Below are 25,925 nucleotides of genomic sequence, written 5' to 3'. Positions count from 1 at the left end.
GTAGCCTCCACCGATGAGCGAGACCGGTGTGCAGTACGCCTCCGCCGCCGGCCGCGGGGTGGTCCTGGCGACCACGCTCGGGTCCGGGATGGTGATGCTGGACGGCACCGTGGTCAACGTCGCCCTCAAGACCATGGGTCACGACCTCGACGCCAGCCTCGCTCAGCTCCAGTGGATCACCAACGGCTACCTGCTGATGCTGGCCAGCCTGATCCTGCTGGGCGGCTCGCTCGGCGACCGGTTGGGCCGCCGGCGGATGTTCCTGACCGGCGTGGTGTGGTTCGCACTGGCCTCGGCGCTGTGCGGGCTCGCGCCCAACCCCGGGGTGCTGATCGCGGCCCGCGTGCTCCAGGGCATCGGCGGCGCCCTGCTCACCCCGGGCAGCCTGGCGATCATCCAGTCCGACATCGCCGCGGCGGACCGCGGTCGGGCGATCGGTGCCTGGACCGGGATGATCAGCATCGCCGCGGCGGTCGGGCCGTTCGTCGGCGGAGCGCTCGTCCAGTACGCCGACTGGCGCTGGATCTTCTGGCTCAACGCACCCCTGGCCGTGGTCACGGTCGTGGTCACCCTGGCCTTCGTGCCCGAGAGCCGGACCACCGAGCAGGGACGGTACGACGGTCTCGGCGCCGGGCTCGCGGCCCTCGCCCTGGCCGGGGTGACCTACTGGCTGATCGAGTGGGGCACGGCGCTGGCGCTGCCGGCACTGGTCGCGGGCGTGGCGGCCGGCGTCGGCTTCGTGCTGGTCGAGCGCCGGGTGGAGCACCCGATGCTGCCGCTGAGCCTGTTCGCCTCCCGCATCTTCTCCGCGGCCAACGCGATGACCCTGCTGGTCTACGCCGCGCTGGGCGCCCTCCTGTTCTTCCTCGTGATCGAGCTGCAGACGGTGCTGGGGTACGGCGCGCTGGAGGCCGGCCTGGCCACCCTCCCGATCACCGCGCTGATGCTCCTGCTGGCCGCCCGCGGCGGTGCGCTCGGCGCCCGGATCGGACCGCGGATCCCGATGACCGTCGGGCCGCTGGTGATGGCGGTCGGGGTGGGCTGGCTGTCCTTCGTCGGCGACGGGACGTCGTACTGGCTGGGCGTGCTGCCACCGCTGGTCGTCTTCGCCCTCGGCCTGGCCCTGATGGTGGCGCCGCTGACGGCCACCGTCCTGGCGGCGGCCCCTGCCGATCGGGCCGGTGTCGCCAGCGGGGTCAACAACGCGGTCGCCCGGGCCGGCTCCCTGTTCGCCGTCGCCGCTCTGCCGGTGCTGGTCGGGCTATCAGGTGGGGAGTACGACGAAGCGGCCGCGTTCGGTACGGCGTACGGCCACGCGATGTGGGTCTGCGCCGGCCTGCTCGCAGCCGGTGGGGTCTTGTCGTGGGTGCTGCTCCCGGCCGGGACTCAGCCCGGGGTCCCGGAGCCCGCCCACGCGCACGTCGGCCAGGTGGACTGTCCGCACTGCGCACGGTGACGCCTCGATGACCCGTCCCGGCCGTCACCGCATCTGGCAGAGCACGTCCAGGTGCGCCGGCGCACCCGGGCGGACCACGAGCGGGTGCGGGGCCTGGCAGACGTAGCGACCGTCGCCGTAGGCCGGGCTGTGCCCAGTGAGCAGGTAGCGCCCCGCCGGCAGGTCCAGGGTGAAGCTTCCGTCGTGCCCGACCCGCACGGTCCCGTGCGTCGGGCCGGTCCAGGAGACGGTCCCCGGCCACGGCCGAGGTGGCTGGGCGGCCGGTCCGCCCACACCCTCCAGCCGTCCGCTGACGTGGACCCGCGCGCCGATCCCGTCGTGCGCGGGCGTGGTCGGTCCGGTGACGGCGCCGGCCGGCGACCCGCTGTCCGAGGTCCCGCAGCCGGCCAGCGCCAGCAGCGCGGCGCCGCTGACCAGGGCCCTGAGCAATGCGTGCACGAGGATCGGACGCGACCGGTGCCGGAGCGGTTCCACCGGTGGCGGCAGGATGAACCCATGCGCGCCGTCCAGGTCCTCACGCCCACCGGTCCCGCCGACGTCCGGGTCACCGAGGTACCCGAGCCGGAGCCCGGCCCGACCGACGTCCTGGTCGAGGTCGAGTCCGTCGGGGTCTCCTTCCCCGACCTGCTGCTCAGCAAGGGGGAGTACCAGCTCAAGCCGGAGCCGCCGTTCACCCTCGGCGTCGACGTGGCCGGCACGGTGGTCGCGCTCGGGGCGGACGCCGAGCGGCCCGACCTGGCGCCCGGTGACCGGGTGGCCGGTGTGGTGCCGTACGGCGGCGCGTCGGAGCGCTGCCTGCTGCCGGCCACCGCGGTGTTCGCCCTGCCCGACACCACGTCGTACGACGAGGGCGCGGCGCTGCCGATGAACTACCTGACGGCGCTGTTCGCGCTCGAGGAGCGGGGTCAGGTGAAGCCGGGCGACACCGTTCTGGTCCACGGCGCCGCGGGCGGGGTCGGCACCGCGACGCTCCAGGTCGCGCGTGGCCTCGGCGCCCGGACCATCGCCGTGGTCTCGACCGAGGAGAAGGCGGCGTTCGCTCGCGCCGCGGGCGCCGACGAGGCGGTGCTGCTCGACGGCTTCAAGGACGCCGCCCTGGGGCTCACCGACGGCCGCGGTGTGGACGTCGTGCTGGACGTCGTGGGCGGTGACGTCTTCACCGACTCGCTGCGCTGCCTCGCCCCGTTCGGTCGGCTGCTGGTGGTCGGCTTCGCCGCCGGCCAGGGCATTCCCGAGGTGAGGGTCAACCGGCTGCTGCTGGCCAACACCGACGTGCGCGGTGTCGGCTGGGGCGGCTACGCGATGGTGCACGCGCCCTACATGCGCCGGCAGTGGTCACGACTGCTCCCGATGATCGAGTCCGGGGCGGTCCGGCCGCCGGTCGGGACGACGTACCCGCTGGAGGAGTTCGGCCGCGCACTGGCCGACATGGAGGCTCGCCGCACCCTCGGCAAGTCGGTCGCGCATGTGCGCTGACCCTGCCCTCCATCTAGGCTCGCTGGAATGAGCACGCTGGACGACGCCCGGGCGGGCATGGATCCCGACATCCGTCCGCAGGACGACCTCTTCGGTCACGTCAACGGCCGTTGGCTGGAGACCGCCGAGATCCCGGCCGACAAGGGCAGCTGGGGGCCGTTCGTCCAGCTGGCCGACGCCGCCGAGGCGCAGGTCCGCACGATCATCGAGGAGCTGGCCGAGCAGGTGGTCTCCGGCCGGGAGGGTCTCGACGACGACGCGATGCGGATCGCCTGCCTCTACGCGTCGTTCATGGATGAGGACGCCGTCGAGCGCCGCGGCGCCGAGCCGATCCGGCCCCTGCTGGCCGCGGTCGAGAGCCTGCGCGACATCCGTGACTTCGCGGCCTTCATCGGCGAGTTCGAGCAGATCGGCGGCAGCGGCCCGTTCGGCCTGTACGTCGACGTCGACGCCCGTGACTCCGACCGCTGCCTGGTCAACCTCGTGCAGGGCGGGACCGGGCTGCCCGACGAGACCTACTACCGCGACGAGAAGTTCGCCGAGGTCCGGGAGAAGTACGTCGCCTTCCTGACCACGGTCTTCACCCTGATCGACCACGCCGACCCGGCGGCCGCCGCGGCCACGGTGATGAGTGTCGAGACGCGGCTCGCGCAGGGGCACTGGGAGCGTGCGGAGACCCGCGACGTGCAGAAGACCTACAACCTGACCACCCTCGAGAGCCTGCACGAGCTCTGCCCGGCCTTCGACTGGGAGGCCTTCATCCGCAACCTCGGCGGCTCGCCGGAGTCGATCGCCGAGACCTGCGTCCGCCAGCCCTCCTACCTCGCCCACCTGTCCACGGCACTGGAGGAGATCCCGCTCGAGGACTGGCGCACCTGGCTGCTGGCCCGCGTGGTCCGCGCCTGCGCGCCGTACCTCTCCAGCGCCTTCGTCGAGGCCAACTTCGACTTCTACGCCCGGACCCTGTCCGGCACCCCCCAGCTGCGGGAGCGCTGGAAGCGCGGGGTCGCGCTCGTGGAGGGCTCGGTCGGCGAGGCCGTCGGGCGGGTCTACGTCGACCGCCACTTCCCGCCGGAGTCCAAGGCGATGATGGAGGAGCTCGTCGGCAACCTGCTCGCGGCCTACCGGCAGTCGATCGCCGCCCTGGACTGGATGAGCGAGGAGACCAAGCAGCGCGCCTACGAGAAGCTCGACCTGTTCCGCTCCAAGATCGGCTACCCCGACTCCTTCCGCGACTACACGTCGCTGGAGTTCCGCCCCGACGACCTGCTCGGCAACGTCGCCGCCGCCAACGCCTTCGAGACCCGGCGCCAGCTGGCCAAGGTCGGCGCCCCGGTCGACCGCAGCGAGTGGCTGATGCTGCCGCAGACCGTCAACGCCTACTACCGGCCCGGCATGAACGAGATCTGCTTCCCCGCCGCGATCCTCCAGAAGCCCTTCTTCTCCCCGGACGCCGAGATGGCGGAGAACTACGGCGGCATCGGCGCGGTGATCGGGCACGAGATCGGCCACGGCTTCGACGACCAGGGTGCCCAGTACGACGGTGCCGGCAACCTGCACGACTGGTGGACCCCCGACGACAAGGCCGCCTTCGAGCAGAAGTCGAAGACCCTGATCGAGCAGTACAACGGTTTCTCACCGCGCAACCTGCCCGGCGAGCACGTGAACGGCGCGCTGACCGTCGGCGAGAACATCGGCGACCTCGGCGGCCTGACCATCGCTCTGGTCGCCTACTCGCTCGCGGCCGGTGGTGACCTCACCCTCGAGGGCGCGCAGGACCTGTTCTTCAACTGGGCGTTCTGCTGGCGGACCAAGCGACGGCTGGAGCTCGACCAGCAGTACCTCACCGTCGACCCGCACAGCCCCCCGGAGTTCCGGGCCAACATCGTGCGCAACCTCGACGAGTTCCACGCGACCTTCGGCACCGAGCCGGGCGACGGACTGTGGCTCGAGCCCGAGGACCGCGTCCGGATCTGGTGACCCACCCCGAGCACGGCCAGGCGTCGTACCGTCGCCGGCTCGAGTGGGGGCCGACCGGCGCCGCGGCGCTGGCCGCCGATGCCCGTCCCGGCGACGTGGCCGTCGTGGTCGACGTGCTGTCGTTCACGACCACGCTGTGCGTCGCCGTCGAGCAGGGGATCGCCGTGCATCCGTACCCCTGGGCGGCCACGGACGCGGCGTCGTACGCCGCTGCCCGCGGTGCGGTCCTGGCGGTCGGCCGTCGCGAGGGCCTGAGGTCGGGGGCGGTGACCCTCTCGCCGGTCTCGTTCGCCGAGGCCCGTGGCGTCGAGCGGGTCGTGCTGCCCTCGCCGAACGGCTCGGCGATCAGTCTCGGCCTCGCGGACTCCGGCCTGACCGTCGTCGGCGCCTGCCTGCGCAACGCCTCCGCCGTCGGTCGCCGGCTGCGCGACCGACCGGGTCGGGTGAGCGTGGTGGCGGCGGGGGAGCGCTGGCCCGACGGCTCGTTGCGGCCCGCGGTCGAGGACCTGTGGGGTGCGGGCGCAGTGCTCGCGGCCCTGGGCCTGGACGGCGCCAGTCCGGAGGCAGTGGCTGCGACGGCGGCCTTCGACGCCGTACGCCACGGGTTGGCGGAGGCGCTGGCGGCCTGCGCCAGTGGTCGCGAGCTGGTCACCGGGGGCTTCGCCGAGGACGTCGCGATCGCGGCGGCGTACGACGTGAGTGCCGTCGTGCCGACTCTCGACGGCGAGGCGTTCCGCGACGCGGGGCGATCGGGTCAGGACGCGTAGAGCTTGCAGCCCCGGGTGACCAGCGCCGCCCAGGTGGCGGGCCCGACGACTCCGTTGGCGCGCAGCCCGCTCTCACTCTGGAACTGCTCGACCGCCGCGACGGTGGGCTGGTCGTAGAAGCTGCTCATGTGGCCCTTGGCCAGGTAGCCGAGGTCGGTCAGGACGCGCTGCATCGCCCGGACCCAGATCCCGTCGAGGACGCTGGCCTCCAGGCCGGACCGCAGCACCGGCATCGCGCTGGCCGGCTCGTAGCACACGCAGCGGACCGGCTTGGCGTCCCCGTCGTGGAGGCGGGTGACGAAGTCGCCGCGGTGCTCGGCCGTCATCCGGGTCGCGCAGGCCTCCTGGCGCGAGGCGAACGGACCGAGGAAGGCGGCGTAGCGCGGCGTCGGGCCCTGCTCGGCCCAGGCGGTGGCGCAGGAGTGCCGGGTGTCGAGGTAGCGCAGGTGCGGGTCCTGGGCCACGGCCGTGGCCAGCGCCGGGGCCGAGTCGCCGGTGGCCACGACGACCAGGGTGCCGTCGGTGCAGGACTGGTTCTCGAGGTGGATCCCGAGCGCCAGCGGGTCGGAGAACGACCCGTCGCGATGGCGGTCGAGCGCGAGCCCGCCGCCGACACCGCACACCGCTCCCAGGATCGCCGAGACGACGACGGCGAGCAGGGAGGCGGGACGCACCCGCGCAGGATACGACGTGCCGAGGCCGCGGACCGGCCTCACCGGGACCGGCCCGGTGAGGCCTCGCGGTCAGCCGACCAGCATCGCCGCGGGGTCCACCGCGTGCTCGGGCGGCTTGCGCGGCAGGAAGAACGCCGGGACCAGGCACAGCCCGACCAGCACCGTGGCCACGATGTAGGCCTGCCCGAACGCCGTCCCCATGTAGTGCAGACCGAGCGCCGTCACCGAGTCGGCCTGGGTCTGGCTCAGGCCGAGCGAGGCCGGGTCGGCACCGCCCTGGAGGGCCAGGGTCGGGTTCACGACGGTGGAGTGGGCGTTGTAGGCACTGGTGAGCAGCACGCTGAACAGGGCCGTTCCCACCGAGATCGAGATCTGCTGGGTGATGTTCATCAGGGTCGACCCGCGGGCCACGTCGTGGCCGGGAAGGCTGGCCAGCGCCGCGGTGAAGACCGGCATCATCGTCGACCCCATGCCCAGCCCCATCACCACGAAGGCCGCGATGATGTAGGTGTACGACGTCTTCTCGTCGACGGCCGTCATCATGCCCATGCCGACGGTGTCGAAGACCAGCCCGGTCAGGACGACCTTGCCCGGGCCGATCTTGTCGGCGAGGAAGCCGGCGACCGGCATCGTGAGCATGGCGCCGAAGCCCTGCGGGGCCACCAGCCAGCCCGAGCTCAGTGGCGACTCGCCGCGGACCTGCTGGAAGTAGAGCGTGAACAACAGGCTGGCCCCGAAGAACGCCATCGCGAACAGCGCCATCGTGATCACCGCGATGGTCATGTAGCGGTTGCTGAACAGACGCAGCTGGACCAGCGGGTGGATGTTGCGCCGACGCAGGGCCCAGGGCACGAACGCGACGATCAGCGCCAGCCCGAGTGCCGAGAACAGCACGACCCGGGTGGTCCACATCGTGCCGTGCTCGGCCTGCGCGGCGGGGATCGAGGAGACCCCGAAGAGGAAGAAGGCGAGACCGGGGGAGAGCAGCAGCATGCCGACGAAGTCGAAGCTCTCGGAGGGATGCACCTCGTCGCGGTCGAGGGCGCGCCAGGAGTAGACGGCGGCGACGATGCCGATCGGGACGTTGATCAGGAAGATCCAGCGCCACGAGGCGACGTCGATCAGCCAGCCACCCAGGATCGGGCCGAAGATCGGGCCGAGCAGCATCGGGACGCCGAGGATCGCCATCACCCGGCCGAGCCGCTCGGGACCGGCCGCCCGGGTCAGGATGGTCATGCCCAGCGGCATCAGCATGCCGCCGCCGAGGCCCTGGAGGACCCGGAAGCCGACCAGCATCTCCAGGCTCGACGCGGTCGAGCAGAGCGCGGAGCCGGCGGTGAACAGCACGATCGCGAGGATGTAGAGGCGCTTGGTGCCGAAGCGGTCGGCGGCCCAGCCGGTCAGCGGGATCACCGTGGCCAGGGCCAGGGTGTAGCCGGTGGAGGTCCAGGCGACCTGGGCCTGGGTCTTGCCGAAGATGTCCTGGAAGGTGCGCTGGGCGACCGCGACGACGGTGATGTCGAGGATCGACATGATCGCGCCCAGCACGACCACGCCGGCCACCACCATGACGCGCCGGTCGAGCTTGCCGTCCGAGTTGCCGGCTCCCCTGGCGGGGTCGCCGACCTGGCTGTCGATCTCAGTACTCATGTGTCGTACTCCCTGTGCGTGTGTCCTCGTCCCGAGCGTAGGGACTCCCGCCGACAACGGGCCAGTGTGTTTGCGGCGCCGGAGGGCGCCGTCGGGTCACGGCTCGAGCGTCCCGCTGGGCAGCACCGCCGCGTCGGTCAGCGCTTCCTCGTGCCGGACGGCGTCGGGGCCGGCATCAGCCGGACGTCGTACGTCGTCGACGATCTGGCGACGGAGCAGGACGGCGATGTAGGCCGCCGCCAGGAGGGTGACCACACCCATGATCGTGAAGATCTGGCGGTAGCTCAGCACCAGGACCAGCAGTGAGCCGATCGCGAGGGACACCGCCTGGGGGGTGCCCATGACCACCTCGATCGCGGCGGAGACCCGGCCCATGACGGCCTGGGGGGTACGGCGCTGGATCAGCGTCATCAGGGCCACGGTGATCAACGGCAGAGAGGCACCGAACACGGCGGCGCTCAGGCACACGACCACGATGCTGTGGGTCCAGGCCATGATCAGGATCCCGACGACCAGGACCAGCAGACCGACCACGCACGACGCCACCTCGCCGAGCCGCTTGACCACGGCGCTGGAGGACAGGCCGCCGACGATCGCTCCCACGCCCTGCACCGAGACGATCACCGAGACGAACGTCGGGGGCCGGTCGAAGGCGTCGAGGAGCGCGTAGATCGCGGACTCGGTGAATCCGATCACGAGGATGCACATGGCGAAGCCGACCAGCACGTGCTTGAGGACCCGGTCCGTGGCCAGGTGCCGCAGGCCTGCTGTCATCTGGGTCCAGAACTGCGTCGTCTCCCGCTCGGGCGGGGCCTCCGAGAGAGTGAGCGTCGAGATCACCAGCGCGGCCGCGAAGAAGGTCGCGGCATCGAGAAGCGCCACCACCCAGCCACCCACCCAGGTGAAGAGCAGCGCGCCGATCAGCGGGCCGACGAGCCGGAAGGACTCCTTGGTGGTCTGGAGCGAGGCGTTGGCGTCGACCAGCATCTCGTCCGGCATCAGCTCCTTGAGCAGGCCGTTGAGCGCGGCCGGGAGGGCGATGAACGAGACGCCGTAGCCGGCCGCGACCGCCCAGATGATCCAGACCTGCCCGGCCCCGTGGACCAGGAGCAGCGGCAGGACCAGCACCCCGGAGGCCAGATGCCCCCACACCAGCAGCGGCTTGCGTCGTACCCGGTCGATCCCGAGCCCCATCAGGGGGGCGAAGAGGGCCGAGACCGCGAGGAAGAGGAACGTCAGGCCCGCCTGGGCGTTCGACCCGGTCAGCGTCTTGACCCAGACCGACAGCACCAGCAGCATCACCGAGTCGCCGAACATCGAGGTGGTCAGGCCGAGGTACAGACGGGGGAAGCCGGGCCGGTGGAAGGCCTGTCTCATGACGCGTCAGCTCCTGCCAGCGGCGTCTCGCCGGTCCCGGCGACCGGCTCGACCCCGGGCAGGAGCAGTGGCGCCCCCCACGCGACGAGCTCGCACAGACGCGCACCTGCCGGCCGCTTCGCAGGGTCGGAGATCCGGTCGGTGTAGCGCTCGAGCACGGCCCGGATCTCGGCGTTGATCTCGTCGAGCTCGTCGAGGGTGAGCCAGCTCGCGGACTGGGTCACGGTGGCGGCCGCACCCCACTCGCCGTCGCCGTCGTCGCGGAGCCGGGCGCGGGCCTGATGGAACCGGGTGACCTGCCGCTCCAGGAACATCTGCTCCAGCGCCCGCCCGGCCCGCACCTGGGCGGGCGAGGCGTCCTCCTCGTCCCAGGCCAGGCCGACCTGGGTAACCTGCCAGGGGCGTTGCCGCCCGACGCCACCTCCGGCCTCCTCCACGAAGTGGTGCTCGGCGAGCTTGCGCAGGTGCCAGGAGCAGTTCGCCGGGGTCTCGTCGAGCCGGTCGGCGAGCTCGGTGGCGGTCAGCGGCCCGGAGACGGTGAGCAGTTCCATGATCCCGATCCGGACGGGATGCGCGAGCGCGGCGAGCTCGCGGGGGTCGCGGAGCCGTCGGTAGCTGGGTGCGCCGGTCATGGAATCGAAAGTATCCTTTCGAAAGATGTCTTGCAACACTTCTCGTGAGATCGCTGGTCGGTCCGGGCCGCGCCGGTGCCGGTGGCGCTGTCGGTACGGCGGTCTAGCGTCGGGGTCGGCGGCACAGCCGCCGCGTCGAGGGGAGGTGGGCGTTGAGCTTCGTGCCGCTGACGGGGCCGGCGACGCTGCACGCCGCCGACAGCCCGCGGCTGGGCGTGGTCGAGTTCACCGACGGGGCGGCCGGCAGCCGCACGATCTCGCTGCCGATCCGGGCAGCGCTGCCGGTGCTGGCCAAGGCCCGCGTCAGCTCCGACGCCCATCCCTCCGTCGGACTGCTCGCGGCGGCGGCCCTGCTGGCGATGCGATTCGTCGCGGCCGGGAAGTTCGAGCCGGCCGACGGTGTCTGGCGGCTGGCGCCCCTCGCCGCCGACGACTCCGAGCGACTGCAGCGCCTGGCCGAGTCGCGGGCCTGGGCCGGCCTGCCGGTCGCCGACGCCGAGCACGTCGTACGCCGCATGGTCGACGCCGTGGTCGACGCGATGCCGCGCAGCGCACCGCTGCCGGCGCCGGTGCCGGCGCGGCCCTCGTCCGCACCCGGCCGGCCGCCGGTCTCCGAGGCGTTCACCTCACGGCTGCGCGGCCTGGTCGAGCGGCACCGCGACGACGCGAGCCGCCCGCAGCTGGTCACGCTGTCGCTGCGGGTCGAGGCCGACGAGGAGGAGCTGGTCGGTGGCTCGTGCCGGATCGTCCTCCAGGTCCACGCCGAGGAGGACCCGCTCCACGTCCGGGACGCGGCCAGCCTGTGGCAGGACGCCCCCTCGGTGCACGGGTTCGGTGAGCGGGCCCGCACCCACGCCACGATCGCCCTGCGGTCCGCGGCCGCCGCCTGGCCCCCGCTGGAGCGGCTGCTCGAGCTGCCGGTGCCCGACCAGATCACGCTCGACACCGACGACCTGGTGAGCCTCCTCGACGTGGGCGTCGAGGCCCTGCGCGACTCCGGCGTCGACGTGCTCTGGCCGCGCAGCCTCGGCCGCGACCTCCGGGCCAGCGCGACACTCGACCGGGCGCCGGCCCGGCGGGAGGCCCAGCTGGTTGAAGGGGTGCTCAGCGGCGACGCGATGTTCGCCTTCCGCTGGCAGGTCGCCCTGCGTGGTGACCCGCTCAGCGAGGCCGAGATGGACGAGCTGGCGCGAGCGACCTCCCCGATGCTCAAGCTGCGGGGCAGCTGGACCGTGATCGACCCGGCGGTCGCCCGCAAGGCCCGCAGCAGGTTGATCCGCACCGTGAAGCCCGCGCAGGCGGTCGCCGCCGCGCTCACGGGCGTGATCGACGTGGACGATGCCCCGGCCGAGGTCATCGTCGGGGCCAGCCTGCTCCAGCTGCGCGAGCGGCTGCTCGCCGCGTCGACGGCGCCGCTGCTGCCCGAGCCACCCGGCCTGACCGCCGACCTGCGTGACTACCAGCGCCAGGGCCTGACCTGGCTCGACGAGCTGACCGCGATGGGCCTGGGCGCCTGCCTGGCCGACGACATGGGTCTGGGCAAGACGATCACCCTGATCGCGCTGCACCTGCACCGCTCCCCGCTCGACGCCGGCCCGACCCTGGTGGTCTGCCCGGCCTCGCTGCTCGGCAACTGGGAGGCCGAGATCCACCGATTCGCGCCCGGTGTCGACACCCGGCGCTTCCACGGCGGGCAGCGGTCGCTGACCGGTCTGGACCCCCACGGGTTCGTGCTCACCACCTACGGAACGCTCCGCAACCACGCCGCGTCCCTGGCCGGGCAGACGTGGGGGCTGGTCGTGGCCGACGAGGCCCAGCACGTGAAGAACGCCCGGTCCGCCACCGCTCGGGCGCTCCGCTCGATCCCCGGCACCGCCCGGGTGGCCCTGACCGGCACCCCGGTCGAGAACAACCTGACCGAGCTCTGGGCGATCCTCGACTGGACCACCCCGGGCCTGCTCGGCAGTCGCCAGGCGTTCCGCAAGGTGTGGGCGGGCCCGATCGAGTCCGGTCTCGAGCCGACCAAGGCGCGACAGTTCGCCGGCCTGATCGGGCCTTTCCTGATGCGGCGCCGCAAGTCCGACCCCGGCATCGCGCCGGAGCTCCCGGAGAAGACCGAGACCGACCATCTGCTCGGCCTGACCCGCGAGCAGGTGGTGCTCTACGAGTCGTTCGTGCGCGACACCATGGCCCGCATCGAGCACGCCGACGAGGACACCCGCCGGGGGCTGGTGCTCAAGCTGCTGACCGGTCTGAAGCAGATCTGCAACCACCCGGCCCACTTCCTCAAGCAGTCCGGTGGCCGCCTCGCCGGGCGCTCGGAGAAGCTCGACCTGCTCGACGAGCTGCTCGGCACCGCCCTGGCCGAGGGCAGCTCGGTGCTGGTGTTCACCCAGTACGTCGCGATGGCCCGGCTGATCGAGGAGCACCTGGGCCGGGCCGGGGTGCCGCACCAGTTCCTGCACGGAGGCACCCCGGTGCTCCGGCGTGACGCAATGGTCGCCAGCTTCCAGGCCGGCCCCGACGCGGGCGGCGTACCGGTCTTCCTGCTGTCCCTGCGGGCCGGCGGCACCGGGCTCAACCTCACCCGGGCCGACCACGTGATCCACGTCGACCGCTGGTGGAACCCCGCCGTCGAGGACCAGGCCACCGACCGCGCCCACCGGATCGGGCAGACCCGGGCGGTGCAGGTGCACCGGATGGTCACCCAGGGCACCGTCGAGGAGCGGGTCGCCGAGCTCCTCCGCCGCAAGCGGTCGCTGGCCGACGCGGTGCTGGCCCGCGGCGAGGGTGCGCTGACCGAGCTCAGCAACGAGGAGCTGCTCGACCTCGTCGCCCTCCGGAAGCAGCCGTGAGCGCCTTCTCCGGGGTCACCTTCACCCGGATCCCGCCCCGGCGCAGCACCTCGCGGGCCGCCACGTGGTGGGGACGGGCGTGGGTCCGCGCGGTCGAGGAGGCGTCGTACTCCGACAACGACCTGCACGCCGCCCGCGTGCTATCCCGCGGGGGCGGCATCGGCCAGATCACGGTGGACGCCGGCCAGGTCGTGGCGCGCTGCCTCGACGGTGCCGACGTCTGGACGGTGGTCGCGACCCTGCCCGGGCTCGACCCGGGCAGCGTGAGCGCCTTCGTGGAGGTGGTGGCGGGCGAGTCGGGTCACCTGGCCGGCCTGCTCGCGGGCGAGCTCCCGCACCGCCTCGTCGAGCAGGCCGAGGAGGTCGGCGTCGAGCTCCTCCCCTACGGCGGCGAGCTGGGCTCGGCGTGCCCCTGCCAGTCGTGGGTCGACCCGTGCCGGCACGCGCTGGCCGTGCTGCTCCAGGTCGCCTGGCTGATCGACGGCGACCCGTGGGTGCTGCTGCGGCTGCGGGGGCTCTCGCCCGACGGGCTCGAGGCCGAGCTGGCCACCCTGGCCGCGGCGCGACCCGACGAGTCGGCTCCCGGGCCCGATCCGGCTCAGCCCGAGGGCGACCTCGCGGTCGCCGTGGACGCCGCGGTCCGCGCCGCGCGGGTGCTGGCGCTGCTCGACGACCCGACGGCCGAGATCGACCACCTGGTCTGAGGCGCTCCCGTCAGCCGCCGACGGCGTACAGCACGGCGTTCTGGATGGCGTACGCCGTGCCGTCCGGTCCGATCACGGTCGAGGTGTAGGCCTGCCCGCGCGGCCCGTTCAGCCGGATCTGGTCGGTGAGCTGCCCGGTGTCGAGGTCCCACCGGTAGAGGTGGCCGTCCTCGTTGTTGGCGATTGCGGAGCCGGTGACCGGGTCGACGGCGATCGCGTTGATGCACCACTCGTAGCGGGTGCCTGCCGGGGTGTTCGGCGGATGTCGCGGCGAGAGCACGGTCCGCACCTCGAGCATCACCTCGACCGAGGAGTAGCGGTCGGTCTGGGCGGCGTGCGGGTCGAGGAGCGCCAGCCGGTTGCGGCCGTCGCCCTGCGGCCCGCGCAGGTAGTTGTTGTACTTGCTCACCAGCAGGTACGACGAGCCGCCGGCATAGCTCGGGACGGAGCTCGCCGGGACCACCGAGACGGTCTGGTCCCAGCCGAACGACCCCGGGGTCAGCACCCTGTTCAGGTGCGCGTCGAAGTGCAGCAGCCAGCCGCGGTCGTCGTGCTGCTCGAGCGGGTTCCCGAGCACGCCGTAGAACACGTCGCCGTCCGGGCCGACGGTCGGCGTCGCCGACGACTCGTCCAGCACCAGTGCCGGAGCGCCTGTCTGGGGGTCGACCAGCCCGTGCCGGTACCTCGGGGCCAGGGTCGCGGTGTCGAAGCCGACCAGCCGGGACCGGCTCCGGGAGACCACGGCGACGTAGCCGGTGGTGCCGTCGGGGGAGAGGGCCGGCGCGCAGCCGAGCGCCACCCGGGAGGCGCGGTGCGTTCCGGCGAGGTCCCGGGCCGCCACCCAGCTCCCGTGCCCGGAGGGCGAGATCCGGGCGATGCCACTGCGCAGGTGCCCGGGCGCGTGCGGCGCCGCGGAGAAGCCGAAGTAGACCGAGCCGTCCGGGCCCGTGGTCAGCGGCGTGGTGATCTGCACAGCCGCGCGGTAGGCGGCGCGATGGGCGCGCCAGTGGCCCAGCCCGTAGAACGCCACCCGGCTCACCCGGCCCTGGGGCCGGTCGACCGCCGAGCGGATCAGCAGCGTCCCCCCGGCGGCTGCCACCGCCACGTGCCGGTCGTCGACGAGCGTCGCCGGAAGCGGAGGCGGGAACTGGAGGCTGACGCCCTGCGGCAGGGAGTAGTCGGTGGACAGCCGCCAGGTACGCCTGCCGTCCGCGCCGTCGTACGCGCGGAGCTCGAAGCCCCGGCGTGGGCCGATCCGGGTCGGCACGACCACGGTGTTGGTGCTCGTGATCATCGGGGAGCCGTAGTGGGAGAAGGGCCCCTCGCCGCCGGAGTACTGCGGGTGGTGGTCGACCCGCGTCTGCCAGTGGAGGCGGTTCAGCGGCTGGGGCGACGCCGCGGCGATGCCGGTGTGCTGGGCGTCGGCGGCGAAACCGGTCCAGGCGGGCGAGGCGACGATCCCGGCCCGGGCCCCTCCTGCGCCGGTCGCGGCCAGCAGGACGGCCGCCGCCGCACCCCCGACGGCTCGACGTGCCGACCCGTTCCCGATGTGCACCGTCGCCATGCTGGTCTCCCCCGTCGGCCGTGTGTGGGCCCAGCGTGCCACGAAGTCGACGGCCCAGTGCTCAGCTCCCCGCGTCGGGTGCTCGCGTCGCGCCGAGCGGCCCGGTCAGGGCCCCCATCGCCATCCGGTGCAGCACGCCGCGCATCGCCTCGTCGGCGATCAGCCCGCTGTGCGGGGTGGAGTTGATCAGACCGAACGCCGCGTGCGCCATCGCCCGGGCCCGGTCGGTGTGCAGCCCGCGATGCACCCTCCTGAGCTGGGCCGCCCAGACGTCGACGTACTCGCGCTGCAGGGCGCGCACCCGCTCGCGGGCCTCCGGCGGCAACGACTGCCAGTCGCGGTCCTGGACCACGATCAGCGCCCGGTGCCGCAGGGCGAAGTCGATGTGCCAGGCGACCAGGGCCTCGACGGCGCTGTCCGCGTCATCGGCGCGGGCCACCCGGTCGCGCCCCTCGGCGAGCAGCCGCTCGCTGATGCTGACCAGCATCTCGGCGAGCACGGCGTCCTTGGAGGGGAAGTGCTTGTACAGCGCCGGCCCGGTGATCCCGCAGGCCCGCCCCAGCTCGCCCACGGAGACGCCGTGGAAACCCCTCGCGGCGAACAGCTCGGCCGCGGTGTCGAGGATCTGCTCCCGCCGGGTCACCAGCACACGTTAGCGTTCGTTAACGGCGTGACGCCGCTGTCTCGTGACGGATGGCTGGCACCACAGGTTAATGATCGCTAACCTTGCTGACGTGACTGATCTGCGCGAGCTGGTGGCCGAGCTGCACGGGCACCTCGACGTCGTACGACGTGGGGGCAGCGAGGCGGCGCGCGCCAAGCACACCGACCGCGGCAAGCTCCTGGTGCGCGACCGGATCGACCGGCTGCTCGACCCCGGCAGCCCCTTCCTGGAGCTCAGCGCGCTGGCCGCCTTCGGGATGTACGCGGGTCTCGAGGGGGGCGACTACGCGGTGCCGAGCGCCAGCATCGTCACCGGGATCGGGCGGATCCACGACCGCGAATGCGTGATCGTGGCCAACGACGCGACCGTCAAGGGCGGCACCTACTACCCGCTCACGGTCAAGAAGCACCTGCGGGCGCAGACGGTCGCGGCGGAGAACCGGTTGCCCTGCATCTACCTCGTCGACTCGGGCGGCGCGTTCCTGCCGATGCAGGACGAGGTGTTCCCCGACCGGGAGCACTTCGGCCGGATCTTCTTCAACCAGGCGAACCTGTCCGCGCGCGGCATCCCGCAGATCGCCAGCGTGATGGGCTCGTGCACCGCCGGTGGCGCCTACGTGCCGGCGATGAGCGACGAGTCGGTGATCGTGAAGAACCAGGGCACCATCTTCCTCGGCGGCCCACCCCTGGTGAAGGCCGCGACCGGTGAGGTCGTCACCGCCGAGGAGCTCGGTGGCGGCGACGTGCACGCCCGTACCTCCGGCGTGGTCGACCACCTCGCCGACGACGACGTCCACGCGCTCGCCATCGTGCGCAGCATCGTGGACACCCTGCCACCGCCGGGTGGTCTCGACTCCGCTCGACCACCGGTGGGCTCCGCTCGACCACCGGTGGGCTCCGCTCGACCACCGGGGGGCGCCGCTCGACCACCGGTCGCCATCGAGGAGCCGCACGAGCCGCCCGAGAGCCTGTACGATGTGGTCCCCGCCGACACCCGCACGCCGTACGACGTGCGTGAGGTCGTCCGCCGGATCGTCGACGGCAGCCGGTTCCACGAGTTCAAGAAGCTCTACGCCGAGACCCTGGTCACCGGGTTCGCCCGGATCTGGGGCCACGACGTCGGGATCGTGGCGAACAACGGGATCCTGTTCAGCGAGTCGGCGCTGAAGGGCGCGCACTTCATCGAGCTGTGCAACCAGCGCCGGATCCCGCTGGTCTTCCTCCAGAACATCACCGGCTTCATGGTCGGCAAGGAGTACGAGAACCGTGGCATCGCCCGCGACGGCGCGAAGCTGGTCACCGCCGTCGCCTGCAGCGTCGTCCCGAAGTTCACCGTCGTCATCGGCGGCTCGTTCGGCGCCGGCAACTACGGCATGTGCGGCCGCGCCTACGACCCGCGCTTCCTGTGGATGTGGCCCAACGCCCGGATCTCGGTGATGGGAGGGGAGCAGGCTGCCTCGGTGCTCGCGACCGTGCGCCGCGACGGCTTCGACGCCCGCGGCGAGGAGTGGAGCGCCGACGACGAGGAGGCGTTCAAGACGCCGATCCGCGACCAGTACGACGCCCAGGGCTCGCCGTACTACTCGACCGCACGGCTCTGGGACGACGGGGTGATCGACCCGGCGGACACCCGCCGGGTGCTCGGCATGGGGCTCGCCGTTGCTGCGCACGCGCCGGTCCCCGAGCCCTCCTACGGCATCTTCAGAATGTGATCGATGGACACCACTGATCCCGTCACCACCGTCATCCGCACCGTGCTGGTCGCCAACCGCGGTGAGATCGCGCTGCGCGTCTTCCGCACCTGCCGGCGGCTCGGCATCGACACGGTCGCGGTGTTCACCGACCTCGACGTCGAGGCGCCGCACGTGAAGGCGGCCGACCGAGCGCTGCGGGTCGAGAGCTACCTCGACATCGACGCCGTCGTCGCGGCCGCACTCGAGGCGGGCGCCGACGCGATCCATCCCGGCTACGGCTTCCTCTCCGAGCGCTCGGAGTTCGCCCGCGCCGTCGAGGCGGCCGGCGTTCGGCTGGTCGGTCCCACCGCAGAGGTGATGGACCGGATGGGCCGCAAGGACCACGCCCGCGCGGTCGCCGTCGGGGCGGGCGTGCCGGTCGTGCCGTCGTACGACGTCGACGGGGACCCCGAGACCTTCGCCTACCCGGTCCTGGTCAAGGCCGCGGCCGGCGGCGGCGGCAAGGGGATGCGGATCGTCCGCTCCGCCGACGAGTTCGCAGCAGCCACGGCGGCCGCGGCCCGGGAGGCACGCAGCGCCTTCGGCGACGACACGTTGCTGATCGAGAAGTACGTCGAGTCCGGCCGCCACCTCGAGGTCCAGGTGATCGGCGACACGCACGGCCAGGTGATCCACCTGTTCGAGCGCGACTGCTCGACCCAGCGGCGCCACCAGAAGGTGCTCGAGGAGGCGCCCGGACCGACGGTCGACCCGGCTCTGCGGCACCGGCTCACGGCGGCGGCCGTCGCCCTGGCCCAGGCGGCCGGCTACACCAACGCCGGCACCGTGGAGTTCCTCCTCGACAGCGCCACCGGCGACTTCTACTTCCTGGAGATGAACACCCGCCTGCAGGTCGAGCACCCCGTGACCGAGGCGATCACCGGTCTCGACCTGGTCGAGGAGCAGCTGCGGATCGCGGCCGGAGCCCCGCTCTCGCTGCGGCAGGACGATCTGATGGGCATCCGCGGGCACGCGATCGAGGCCCGGGTGTACGCCGAGGACTCCTTCGGAGGCTTCCTGCCGCAGGCAGGCACGACCAGCCTGGTGAGGTGGCCCTCGGGTGAGGGCGTCCGCGTCGACCAGGCGCTGGGCAGCAACCAGGTGGTCAGCACGTCGTACGACCCGATGCTCGGCAAGGTGATCGCCCACGGCCCCGACCGCGAGACGGCGCGGCAGGCGCTGGTCCGCGCGCTCGACGACACCGCGATCCTCGGCTTGACCACGAACGCCGGCTTCCTGCGGGCCCTGGTCGCCAGCGACGAGTTCCGCGACGCGGCGATCGACACCGCCTGGCTCGACCACCACGAGCTGCCGGCCCCGAGCCCCGACCTGCCGCGGATCATGGCCGCCTGGGTCTCGGCGATGCTCGCGACGCTGGACAGCGGGCACCCGTTCCAGCGCGACGGGTTCCGGCTGGGTGGGCCGCCCGCGCCGGTCGTGGTCGAGCTCGACCGCGACGTCGTCGTCGACCGCCACCTCGGCACCGTCGACGGCACGCCGGTGCAGATGGTCAGCGCGGAGGACCACGTGCTCGAGCTGGTCGTCGACGGTCACACCGAGCGCGCGGTCGTCAACGTCCAGCCCGACATCGTCGAGGTCTCCTACCGGGGCCAGCGACACGTGCTGACCGGTCCCGACCGGCTGGCCGACCACGTGGCCGTGGGCGACGGCACCGTGGTCGCCCCGATGCCAGGCACCGTGCTCGAGGTGCGCGTCGCCGCGGGCGAGCGGGTCGAGGCCGGGCACGTGCTCGGCATGATGGAGGCGATGAAGATGGAGCTGTCGCTGAAGGCGCCGTTCGCCGGGACGGTGGCGTCCGCCGAGGCCGTCGTGGGCGCGCAGGTGGCGCTGGGGGCGACGCTGTTCGTGGTCGAGCCGGACGACGAGGGAGCCGGTGATGGCTGATCTGCCGATGACGGTGACCGAGGACCGGCTTCCGGCCCGGGTCACGATCTACGAGGTCGGCCCCCGCGACGGCCTGCAGAACGAGGCCGAGCTGGTGCCGGTCGAGGTGAAGGAGGAGCTCGTCCGGCGCCTCCTGGCCGCCGGGCTCCCGATCGTCGAGGCCACGTCGTTCGTGCACCCGCGGTGGGTGCCCCAGCTGGCCGACGCCGAGGACCTGATGTCGCGTCTGGGCGAGGTCGGCCGCGACCTGCCGGTGCTGGTCCCCAACGAGCGCGGCCTCGACCGCGCCCTGGAGCTGGGCTGCCGCCACGTCGCGATCTTCGGCAGCGCCACCGAGACCTTCGCGCAGAAGAACCTCAACCGCTCCCTCGACGAGCAGTTCGCGATGTTCGAGCCGGTCGTACGACGGGCCCGCGAGGCGGGGCTGGACGTGCGTGCCTACGTGTCCATGTGCTTCGGCGACCCGTGGGAGGGGGCGGTGCCGATCGCGCAGGTGGTCGAGGTCGGACGTCGGCTGCTCGACCTCGGCGCGTCCCAGCTCAGCCTCGGCGACACCATCGGGGTCGGCACGGCCGGGCACGTGACCGCGCTGGTCGACGCCTTCGGCGACGCCGGCACCCCGGTCGACGCGCTGGCCCTGCACTTCCACGACACCTACGGCCAGGCCCTCGCCAACGTGCACGCCGGGCTGCGCTGCGGCATCACGACGTACGACGCGAGCGCCGGTGGTCTCGGCGGCTGCCCCTACGCCAAGAGCGCGACCGGCAACCTCGCCACCGAGGACCTCGTCTGGATGCTCACCGGCCTCGGCATCGAGCACGGCGTCGACCTCACCGCCCTGCTCGAGACCAGCACCTGGCTGGCCGGCCACCTCGGCCGCCCCAGCCCCTCGGCCGTCGTCCGCGCCCTCTCCGGCTGACCCACCCTGTGGACAACCCACCGCATCCCGATAGTCCGTGACGTAAGCGCCCGATCTGACTCCGAAATGGGGCGCTTACGTCACGGACTATCCCGCAGGGCCTGTGGAGAGGTGCGGGGCGCGGGGCTGGCATGATCGCGGCCATGAGTCGGAAGGTCTACGTGCACATCGGTGCGCCGAAGACCGGTACGACGTACCTGCAGGACCGCCTGGCCCGCAACGCCCGCAGCCTGGCCCAGCACGACGTCCACCTGCCGTCGGGCTCGTCGTTCGTCAGTCCGGGGATGTTCCACTTCCGGGCCGCGCTCGACCTGCTCGGCCAGGACTGGGGCGGCCCGCCCGGGCATGCGTCGGGCAGCTGGGACGCGCTGGTCAAGCGGATCGGGCGACTCTCCGGGACGGTGATCTTCAGCCACGAGATCCTGGCGCCTGCCCCGCCCCAGCCCATCGCCCGGCTGATGTCCGACCTCGCCGACAGCGAGGTGCACGTCGTCTACTCCGCCCGCGACCTGGCCCGTCAGGTGCCGGCGGGCTGGCAGGAGAGCATCAAGCAGGGGCGTCGGTGGAGCTACCGGCGCTACCTGGGCCGGGTGACCAGCGACCGGCCGCCGTGGTTCGCCCGGGCGTTCGACCTGCCCGCCGTGCTGTCCCAGTGGAGCGACGGGTTGACGCCGGACCGGGTCCACGTCGTCACCGTCCCGAGCGCCGAGGCCGCGCGGGCCGAGCCCGGCGTGCTCTGGTCGCGCTTCTGCACGGTCTTCGGCATCGACCCCGACTGGGCACCGGAGGACAGCGAGCGCGTCAACACCTCGCTCGGCATGGCCGAGGCGCAGGTCCTGCGCGGGCTCAACCGCCGGATCGACCGCACCACCCGCCGCGAGTCGGACCACGACCAGCTGATCCGCGGCATGCTCGCCGAGGAGACCCTCGCGGCCCGGCGGCGCTCGCGCCCGATCACGCTGCCGCCCAAGCTCCAAGACTGGGCCGCCGAGCGCGGCCGGGCCTGGGTCGAGTGGATCGAGGGCAGCGGCATCGACGTCGTGGGTGACCTCGCGGACCTCGAGCCCGGCGAGCCGCCGACCTACCGCAACCCCGACAAGGTCCCCGCCAAGCTCCAGCTGAAGGCCGCCCTCGACGCGCTCGCCGCGATGACGGCGGAGGCGGCCGCGCGGCCCGACCCCGACGGGACCCTGCGGGCCCGGGTCCGCCGGGCGCGCGAGCTGCGTGGCCGGTGACGAGCAGGTGAGTGCCAGGGCCGGGCGCGAGACCGACGGCGAGGCCCGCGCCTGGGGCTGGGTGGCCCACCTCCGCTCCGGGGGTACGACGTCCTGGTCGCGGTGGGCGGACCCGGCGCCGGCCCGGGAGCAGGCCGGTCGCTACCTGCCCGGAGCCCAGCAGCTGGAGCTCCTGCGCCGGCTCAACGTGCAGCGGGTCCCACGCCCCGAGCTGGCCGAGCGGGTCCTCTCCGCCAGCGCACCCGGTCGGGGCCGACCCGACCTGGGCCTGGTCGGGGTCCTGCCGGCGACCCGCTTCGGGCCGCCGCCGGTCGACCCCGAGGACCTGCCGCCCGACGAGCTGGTCCGGGTCGCGACCGCGCTGATCGCCGAGGACGTCGTAGCCGCAGGCGACCCGCCCGCGCCCCGCGAGGCGCGGCGGTTCCGCCGCCGCTACCGGCTGCTCGGCGACCCCGAGCTGGCCAGGCCCCTCCGCGAGCAGCTGACCGCCGACGGCCGCCCACCCGGCGGAGCGGGGGCCACCGTGGTCGTGCTCGGCACCGACGTCGAGCGGATGCTGGTGCACGCCTGGACCGCCCGTTGCTTCGGCACCGAAGGGGTCCGGCCGTGGCCCGAGTGGGTGGCCGCGGCGGAGCGCACCGGGGCGCTCCCCCCGCGGATCGACCTGGCCGAGATCGCCCGGACCTGGTCGGCCCGGGTCGGCGCCGGCCGCACCCACGTGGTCCTCGACGACCCGAGGCACGGCGCTCGGCTCGCCGGCCTGCGCCGCCCTTCTGCACCCACCCGCGACCTGTCGGCCGACGCCGTCGAGCTGGCCCGCCGGACCGGCCCGGTCCTCGGCAGCCTGGTCCCCCCCGAACGCCGCGCCCTGCTGCTGTGGCATCGGCTCCGGCCGCTGCTCGCGGGGTTCGAGGGCGCCACCCTGCACGTCCCCGAGCGCCATCTGCCGTGGCTCTCCGGGCGCACCGCCGACCTGCGCGAGCGGCTCGCGGGGGGCAACTACGCTGTCCACGGCGACCTCCCCGACCTGGACGCACCGGCACCGCCCGGCGACCGGGCCGGGCGGACGCGTCGTCAGGCGGGGGTGTCCGCGCCCGACGACGAGCGGGTGCTCGCGCTGGCCATGCAGGTGCTGCTCGGTCCGCCGGTCGGTGCCCGGGACGCCGGCACCGACGGGGAGGGAGAGGGGACATGACCAAGAAGGTCTACCTCCACGTCGGCACACCCAAGACCGGCACGTCGTACCTCCAGCACGTGCTGTTCAACAACCGCGAGAAGCTGCTGACCAAGAGCATCCGCTACCCCGCGGACCGCTTCGACGGGCACTTCCTGGCCGCGCTCGACCTGATGCGGCTGCCCTGGGGCGGGCTCGAGGCCGACGCGATCGGCGCGTGGGACCACCTCGCCGCCCAGGTACGCCGGTGGCCGGGCACCTCGATCATCAGCCACGAGATCCTGGCCACCGCGTCGCGAGCCCAGATCGGGCACGCCCTGGAGACCCTCGGCCACGGCGGCGACACCGAGGTCCACCTGGTGCTGTCGGCGCGCGACCTGGTCCGCCAGATCCCGGCCGAGTGGCAGGAGAACGTCAAGCACCGCGCCGCGCTGCCCTACGGCCGCTTCCTCGACCAGATCCGGGACCCGCGCCGCGAGGGCCGGATCGCCACGTGGTTCTGGGGCGTCCAGGAGATCCCCGACATCCTCGACCGCTGGGGCCACGACCTGCCCCCCGAGCACGTCCACGTGGTCACGGTGCCCCCGGCGGGCGGTTCCCCCGACCTGCTGTGGCAGCGGTTCACCGAGGCGTTCGGGCTGACCGGCATCTCGCTGGCGCTCGACGGCGAGCGGATGAACCCCTCGCTCGGCGCCCCCGAGACCGCGCTGATCCGCCGGATCAACCGTGCCGCCAACGAGGAGCTCGAGCCGGCCGACTACCGGCCGCTGGTCCGCGAGCTGCTCGCCCACCAGACGCTGTCGCGGCGGACCGACTCACCACGCCTCGGCCTCCCGCCCGACGTCCACCCCTGGGCCACCGAGCTGGAGGACGCCTGGATCGAGGAGGTACGACGCCGGGGGTACGACGTCGTGGGCGACCTCGACGACCTGCGCGGCGGCCCCCCGCCGACCGAGTACGCCGACCCCGACCACCCCGACGAGGCGCTGGTCGCCGGCGCGGCCGTCGATGCGCTCAAGGCGCTGCTGCTCGACAACGCCCGGCTGCGGCACGAGCTCGACCACCGCCGGGGCGACCTCGACCAGGCGCACCGCGAGCTGGAGAAGGCCTACCTGCGGCCGACGTACCGCTGGCGCCAGAAGACGGTGCGCCGGCTCGAGCACGGCCGGGCCGGCCGGTTGGCGATGAAGCTCTACCGCCGGGCCAGGGGTAGGAGCTCGCGGTCGGCGTAGCGGCCGATCTTCCACGTCGCGTAGCCGTCCGCACCCATCCCGACGAATCCGCCGACCAGCGGCACCCGGCGGGCGAACGAGCCGGCCACCCGCTTGCCGGCCACCTTGGCGACCAGGTCGGAGGCGACCTGGGCGGAGATCACCTGGTCGAGCGACGGGTCGTGGGCGGGCGCCGTGGCCATCGCCATCGGCGGCGCCGGCAGCTTCCGGGCCCTGACCAGGTCGGCCACCGACTCCTCGCCGAGCAGGCAGACCAGGATCGCGTTGCGGACCCGGGCGTCGGCCAGGTCGTAGCCGCGCAGGTGCGCGATGCCGGCGATCATCCGGCACTCGACCAGGGCCAGGCCGGTGATGTTGGTGGGCACCGTGAACGCCATCGTGGTGAGCCCGCCGAGGTTGGTCAGGAAGCCCTGGGCCCCGGCGTACCGCACGTGGTTCTCGATCACCTCGTGGATGGCCTTGTCGACGTTCCCGCGCTGCTCCCGCAGCTGCTTCTCGGCGGCCGCGGCGGCGGGCGGCAGCGGGCCGATGCCGTGGATGGCGCGGTGCAGCGCCTCGCGCACGAACGTCGCCGTCAGGCCCGGCGCGAGCTCGCTGAGCCGGGGGGCGAGCTGGCGGCCCACGCTGCCGACAGCGCTGCTGCCCCGGGCGCCGTTCCCGCTGCTGGTCCCCGCCATGTCCTGATCCTACGTTCCCCTGGCGGATGGCTACCGTGGACGCGTGCCCGTCGAACCGCCCCCGAGCGTCTGGGACTTCCCGGGCCCGGAGCGCTTCCACGCCGAGGACGACCTGGTCGCCACCGGTGCCGACCTCGAGCCCGGCACCGTGCTCGAGGCCTACCGCCGAGGGCTGTTCCCGATGCCGATCGGCGGGCGCCGGGCGCCGATGGCGTGGTTCAGCCCGGTACGCCGTGGGGTGCTGGCCCCGGCCGACCTGCGGGTGTCGCGGTCGCTGCGGCGCGCGGCGCGGAGCTTCGAGCTGAGGGTGGACACGGCCTGCGCGGAGGTGATCGACGCCTGCGCCGACCCGCGTCGCCCGTCCGGCTGGATCGACGACCAGATCCGTACGGCGTACCTCCGCCTGCACGAGCTCGGCTGGGTGCACTCGGTCGAGACCTGGCGCGACGGCCGCCTCGTGGGAGGGCTGTACGGCGTGGCGATCGGTGGGCTGTTCGCCGGCGAGTCGATGTTCCACCGCGAGACCGACGCGTCGAAGGTCGCGCTGCTCGGGCTGGTGGCCCTGCTCGACGACGGCGAGCAGCGGCTGATCGACACCCAGTGGCAGACCCCGCACCTGGCCTCGCTCGGCGCCAGCGAGGTGGCGCGGGGCGACTACCTCGACCGGTTGCGTGTGGTGCTGGCCACTCCGGAGGCGGACTTCGGTCGAACCGTCGACCCCCGACGTGCGTATGGACCCTCGAACGGGCACAGTGGCGCGTGACAGCACGTCGTACCTCAGAGGGGACACCCATGTTTGGCAAGAAGACGCTGGCCGCGGCCGGCCTGCTCGCGATGACCGGCGCCGTGGCCGCCTGTGGCGGCGGTTCGTCGTCGGCACCTGCTGCGACCGGTGCCGCGGGAGCCCCGAGCGGGGCGACCACGTCGGACTTCTGCGGGACCTTCCAGAAGATGGCCAACACGACCACGCCCAAGCAGGCGGCCGACCAGCTCCTGGCCGTCGGCACGCCGAGCGGCATCGCCGCCGACGCCCGGCACGGTTTCGAGGTCCTGGTGGACCACCTGGAGACGCTGCCCGACAACGCGAAGTCGGCCGACCTCACCGCGATGGAGAAGGGTCTGAGCGCGACCGACCAGAAGGACGTCGTCGCCTTCACCACCTACCTGGCCCAGGCGTGCGTCCCGAGCACCGACTCGACGCCGAGCGCGCCCTCGAGCTGACCGGTCCGTGCACCGGACACCCGACGGTCCG

General features: G+C 73.1%; 22 protein-coding genes. 14 read left to right on the top strand and 8 right to left on the bottom strand.

Annotated features, from left to right (window positions below):
- The first annotated feature begins 13 nt into the window (after positions 1 to 13).
- Complete coding sequence (locus tag E3N83_RS14095; RefSeq protein ID WP_151083833.1) at positions 14 to 1,456, top strand: MFS transporter; 1,443 nt, start codon at positions 14 to 16, stop codon at positions 1,454 to 1,456.
- 24 nt (positions 1,457 to 1,480) lie between these two features.
- Here the strand turns inward: E3N83_RS14095 and E3N83_RS14090 are convergent, their stop codons facing one another.
- Positions 1,481 to 1,894, bottom strand: a complete 414-nt coding sequence (locus E3N83_RS14090) for a peptidase associated/transthyretin-like domain-containing protein (RefSeq protein WP_151083832.1) — start codon at positions 1,892 to 1,894, stop codon at positions 1,481 to 1,483.
- 57 nt (positions 1,895 to 1,951) lie between these two features.
- Between E3N83_RS14090 and E3N83_RS14085 the strand changes: the two genes are divergently transcribed.
- From E3N83_RS14085 to E3N83_RS14075, 3 genes are read left to right on the top strand one after another with little or no spacing between them, the layout of a single operon-like run.
- Positions 1,952 to 2,932, top strand: coding sequence for an NADPH:quinone oxidoreductase family protein (locus E3N83_RS14085; protein WP_151083831.1), 981 nt, complete (start codon positions 1,952 to 1,954; stop codon positions 2,930 to 2,932).
- Between the two features lie 27 nt (positions 2,933 to 2,959).
- Positions 2,960 to 4,912 (top strand): M13 family metallopeptidase, encoded by a 1,953-nt coding sequence (locus E3N83_RS14080; RefSeq protein ID WP_151083830.1) that lies wholly within the window; start codon positions 2,960 to 2,962, stop codon positions 4,910 to 4,912.
- Complete coding sequence (locus E3N83_RS14075) at positions 4,909 to 5,679, top strand: 2-phosphosulfolactate phosphatase (protein ID WP_151083829.1); 771 nt, start codon at positions 4,909 to 4,911, stop codon at positions 5,677 to 5,679. The genes E3N83_RS14080 and E3N83_RS14075 overlap by 4 nt, the downstream gene beginning before the upstream one ends.
- Here the strand turns inward: E3N83_RS14075 and E3N83_RS14070 are convergent.
- From E3N83_RS14070 to E3N83_RS14055, 4 genes are all read right to left on the bottom strand, one after another.
- Positions 5,667 to 6,353, bottom strand: a complete 687-nt coding sequence (locus E3N83_RS14070; protein WP_151083828.1) for a peptidoglycan-binding domain-containing protein — start codon at positions 6,351 to 6,353, stop codon at positions 5,667 to 5,669. The genes E3N83_RS14075 and E3N83_RS14070 overlap by 13 nt on opposite strands.
- Positions 6,354 to 6,422: 69 nt before the next feature.
- Positions 6,423 to 8,003, bottom strand: coding sequence for a DHA2 family efflux MFS transporter permease subunit (locus tag E3N83_RS14065; protein WP_151083827.1), 1,581 nt, complete (start codon positions 8,001 to 8,003; stop codon positions 6,423 to 6,425).
- A 96-nt stretch (positions 8,004 to 8,099) separates the two neighbouring features.
- Positions 8,100 to 9,380: an MFS transporter gene (locus E3N83_RS14060; RefSeq protein ID WP_151083826.1), complete on the bottom strand. Its 1,281-nt coding sequence runs from the start codon at positions 9,378 to 9,380 to the stop codon at positions 8,100 to 8,102.
- Positions 9,377 to 10,012: a winged helix-turn-helix domain-containing protein gene (locus tag E3N83_RS14055; RefSeq protein WP_151083825.1), complete on the bottom strand. Its 636-nt coding sequence runs from the start codon at positions 10,010 to 10,012 to the stop codon at positions 9,377 to 9,379. Before E3N83_RS14055 ends, E3N83_RS14060 begins: the two co-directional genes overlap by 4 nt.
- Positions 10,013 to 10,173: 161 nt before the next feature.
- On the opposite strand from E3N83_RS14055, the gene E3N83_RS14050 reads away from it, so the two are divergent.
- Positions 10,174 to 12,867, top strand: coding sequence for a DEAD/DEAH box helicase (locus E3N83_RS14050; RefSeq protein WP_238343189.1), 2,694 nt, complete (start codon positions 10,174 to 10,176; stop codon positions 12,865 to 12,867).
- Positions 12,864 to 13,571 carry an SWIM zinc finger family protein gene (locus E3N83_RS14045; protein ID WP_151083823.1) on the top strand — a complete coding sequence of 236 codons (708 nt, stop codon included), beginning with the start codon at positions 12,864 to 12,866 and terminating at the stop codon, positions 13,569 to 13,571. Before E3N83_RS14050 ends, E3N83_RS14045 begins: the two co-directional genes overlap by 4 nt.
- Before the next feature lie 10 nt (positions 13,572 to 13,581).
- Here the strand turns inward: E3N83_RS14045 and E3N83_RS14040 are convergent, their stop codons facing one another.
- Together E3N83_RS14040 and E3N83_RS14035 are read right to left on the bottom strand one after the other, a co-directional pair.
- Entirely contained in the window at positions 13,582 to 15,135 is a 1,554-nt protein-coding gene (locus E3N83_RS14040; RefSeq protein ID WP_151083822.1) for a hypothetical protein, read from the bottom strand.
- 61 nt (positions 15,136 to 15,196) lie between these two features.
- Positions 15,197 to 15,778, bottom strand: coding sequence for an SACE_7040 family transcriptional regulator (locus E3N83_RS14035; protein WP_151083821.1), 582 nt, complete (start codon positions 15,776 to 15,778; stop codon positions 15,197 to 15,199).
- Between the two features lie 91 nt (positions 15,779 to 15,869).
- Here E3N83_RS14035 and E3N83_RS14030 point away from each other — a divergent pair, with 91 nt between their 5' ends.
- The 6 genes from E3N83_RS14030 (at position 15,870) to E3N83_RS14005 (ending at position 23,996) form a co-directional block, all read left to right on the top strand.
- Positions 15,870 to 17,510, top strand: coding sequence for a carboxyl transferase domain-containing protein (locus tag E3N83_RS14030; protein ID WP_238342913.1), 1,641 nt, complete (start codon positions 15,870 to 15,872; stop codon positions 17,508 to 17,510).
- A gap of 3 nt (positions 17,511 to 17,513) precedes the next feature.
- Complete coding sequence (locus tag E3N83_RS14025; protein ID WP_151083819.1) at positions 17,514 to 19,436, top strand: acetyl/propionyl/methylcrotonyl-CoA carboxylase subunit alpha; 1,923 nt, start codon at positions 17,514 to 17,516, stop codon at positions 19,434 to 19,436.
- Entirely contained in the window at positions 19,429 to 20,355 is a 927-nt protein-coding gene (locus E3N83_RS14020; protein WP_151083818.1) for a hydroxymethylglutaryl-CoA lyase, read from the top strand. The genes E3N83_RS14025 and E3N83_RS14020 overlap by 8 nt, the downstream gene beginning before the upstream one ends.
- 143 nt (positions 20,356 to 20,498) lie before the next feature.
- The gene (locus E3N83_RS14015; protein WP_151083817.1) at positions 20,499 to 21,590 is read left to right on the top strand and encodes a hypothetical protein; all 1,092 of its coding nucleotides are present in this window, start codon (positions 20,499 to 20,501) and stop codon (positions 21,588 to 21,590) included.
- Between the two features lie 7 nt (positions 21,591 to 21,597).
- Positions 21,598 to 22,785 carry a hypothetical protein gene (locus E3N83_RS14010; protein ID WP_151083816.1) on the top strand — a complete coding sequence of 396 codons (1,188 nt, stop codon included), beginning with the start codon at positions 21,598 to 21,600 and terminating at the stop codon, positions 22,783 to 22,785.
- Positions 22,782 to 23,996, top strand: coding sequence for a hypothetical protein (locus tag E3N83_RS14005; protein WP_151083815.1), 1,215 nt, complete (start codon positions 22,782 to 22,784; stop codon positions 23,994 to 23,996). Before E3N83_RS14010 ends, E3N83_RS14005 begins: the two co-directional genes overlap by 4 nt.
- On the opposite strand, the gene E3N83_RS14000 is transcribed toward E3N83_RS14005, so the two are convergent.
- Positions 23,957 to 24,673 carry an EcsC family protein gene (locus tag E3N83_RS14000; protein ID WP_151083814.1) on the bottom strand — a complete coding sequence of 239 codons (717 nt, stop codon included), beginning with the start codon at positions 24,671 to 24,673 and terminating at the stop codon, positions 23,957 to 23,959. The genes E3N83_RS14005 and E3N83_RS14000 overlap by 40 nt on opposite strands.
- Before the next feature lie 43 nt (positions 24,674 to 24,716).
- Here E3N83_RS14000 and aat point away from each other — a divergent pair, with 43 nt between their 5' ends.
- Both aat and E3N83_RS13990 read left to right on the top strand, forming a co-directional pair.
- Positions 24,717 to 25,436 carry a leucyl/phenylalanyl-tRNA--protein transferase gene (aat, locus tag E3N83_RS13995; RefSeq protein WP_151083813.1) on the top strand — a complete coding sequence of 240 codons (720 nt, stop codon included), beginning with the start codon at positions 24,717 to 24,719 and terminating at the stop codon, positions 25,434 to 25,436.
- A 29-nt stretch (positions 25,437 to 25,465) separates the two neighbouring features.
- Positions 25,466 to 25,894, top strand: a complete 429-nt coding sequence (locus tag E3N83_RS13990; RefSeq protein ID WP_151083812.1) for a hypothetical protein — start codon at positions 25,466 to 25,468, stop codon at positions 25,892 to 25,894.
- The last annotated feature ends 31 nt before the right edge of the window (positions 25,895 to 25,925 follow it).

The organism is Nocardioides cynanchi (assembly GCF_008761635.1).
Taxonomy (GTDB): domain Bacteria; phylum Actinomycetota; class Actinomycetes; order Propionibacteriales; family Nocardioidaceae; genus Nocardioides; species Nocardioides cynanchi.
Note: the sequence above shows the minus strand (reverse complement) of the source record. Positions and strands in the feature narration are given on the sequence as shown.

What these genes read in the sequence shown, in the direction of transcription:
- E3N83_RS13990 (WP_151083812.1), top strand. Translation starts at nt 25,466, where the DNA reads ATGTTTGGCAAGAAGACGCTGGCCGCGGCCGGCCTGCTCGCGATGACC.
- E3N83_RS14000 (WP_151083814.1), bottom strand. Translation starts at nt 24,673, where the DNA reads ATGGCGGGGACCAGCAGCGGGAACGGCGCCCGGGGCAGCAGCGCTGTC.
- E3N83_RS14080 (WP_151083830.1), top strand. Translation starts at nt 2,960, where the DNA reads ATGAGCACGCTGGACGACGCCCGGGCGGGCATGGATCCCGACATCCGT.
- E3N83_RS14085 (WP_151083831.1), top strand. Translation starts at nt 1,952, where the DNA reads ATGCGCGCCGTCCAGGTCCTCACGCCCACCGGTCCCGCCGACGTCCGG.
- E3N83_RS14040 (WP_151083822.1), bottom strand. Translation starts at nt 15,135, where the DNA reads ATGGCGACGGTGCACATCGGGAACGGGTCGGCACGTCGAGCCGTCGGG.
- E3N83_RS14015 (WP_151083817.1), top strand. Translation starts at nt 20,499, where the DNA reads ATGAGTCGGAAGGTCTACGTGCACATCGGTGCGCCGAAGACCGGTACG.
- E3N83_RS14025 (WP_151083819.1), top strand. Translation starts at nt 17,514, where the DNA reads ATGGACACCACTGATCCCGTCACCACCGTCATCCGCACCGTGCTGGTC.
- E3N83_RS14005 (WP_151083815.1), top strand. Translation starts at nt 22,782, where the DNA reads ATGACCAAGAAGGTCTACCTCCACGTCGGCACACCCAAGACCGGCACG.
- E3N83_RS14065 (WP_151083827.1), bottom strand. Translation starts at nt 8,003, where the DNA reads ATGAGTACTGAGATCGACAGCCAGGTCGGCGACCCCGCCAGGGGAGCC.
- E3N83_RS14055 (WP_151083825.1), bottom strand. Translation starts at nt 10,012, where the DNA reads ATGACCGGCGCACCCAGCTACCGACGGCTCCGCGACCCCCGCGAGCTC.
- E3N83_RS14060 (WP_151083826.1), bottom strand. Translation starts at nt 9,380, where the DNA reads ATGAGACAGGCCTTCCACCGGCCCGGCTTCCCCCGTCTGTACCTCGGC.
- E3N83_RS14095 (WP_151083833.1), top strand. Translation starts at nt 14, where the DNA reads ATGAGCGAGACCGGTGTGCAGTACGCCTCCGCCGCCGGCCGCGGGGTG.
- E3N83_RS14020 (WP_151083818.1), top strand. Translation starts at nt 19,429, where the DNA reads ATGGCTGATCTGCCGATGACGGTGACCGAGGACCGGCTTCCGGCCCGG.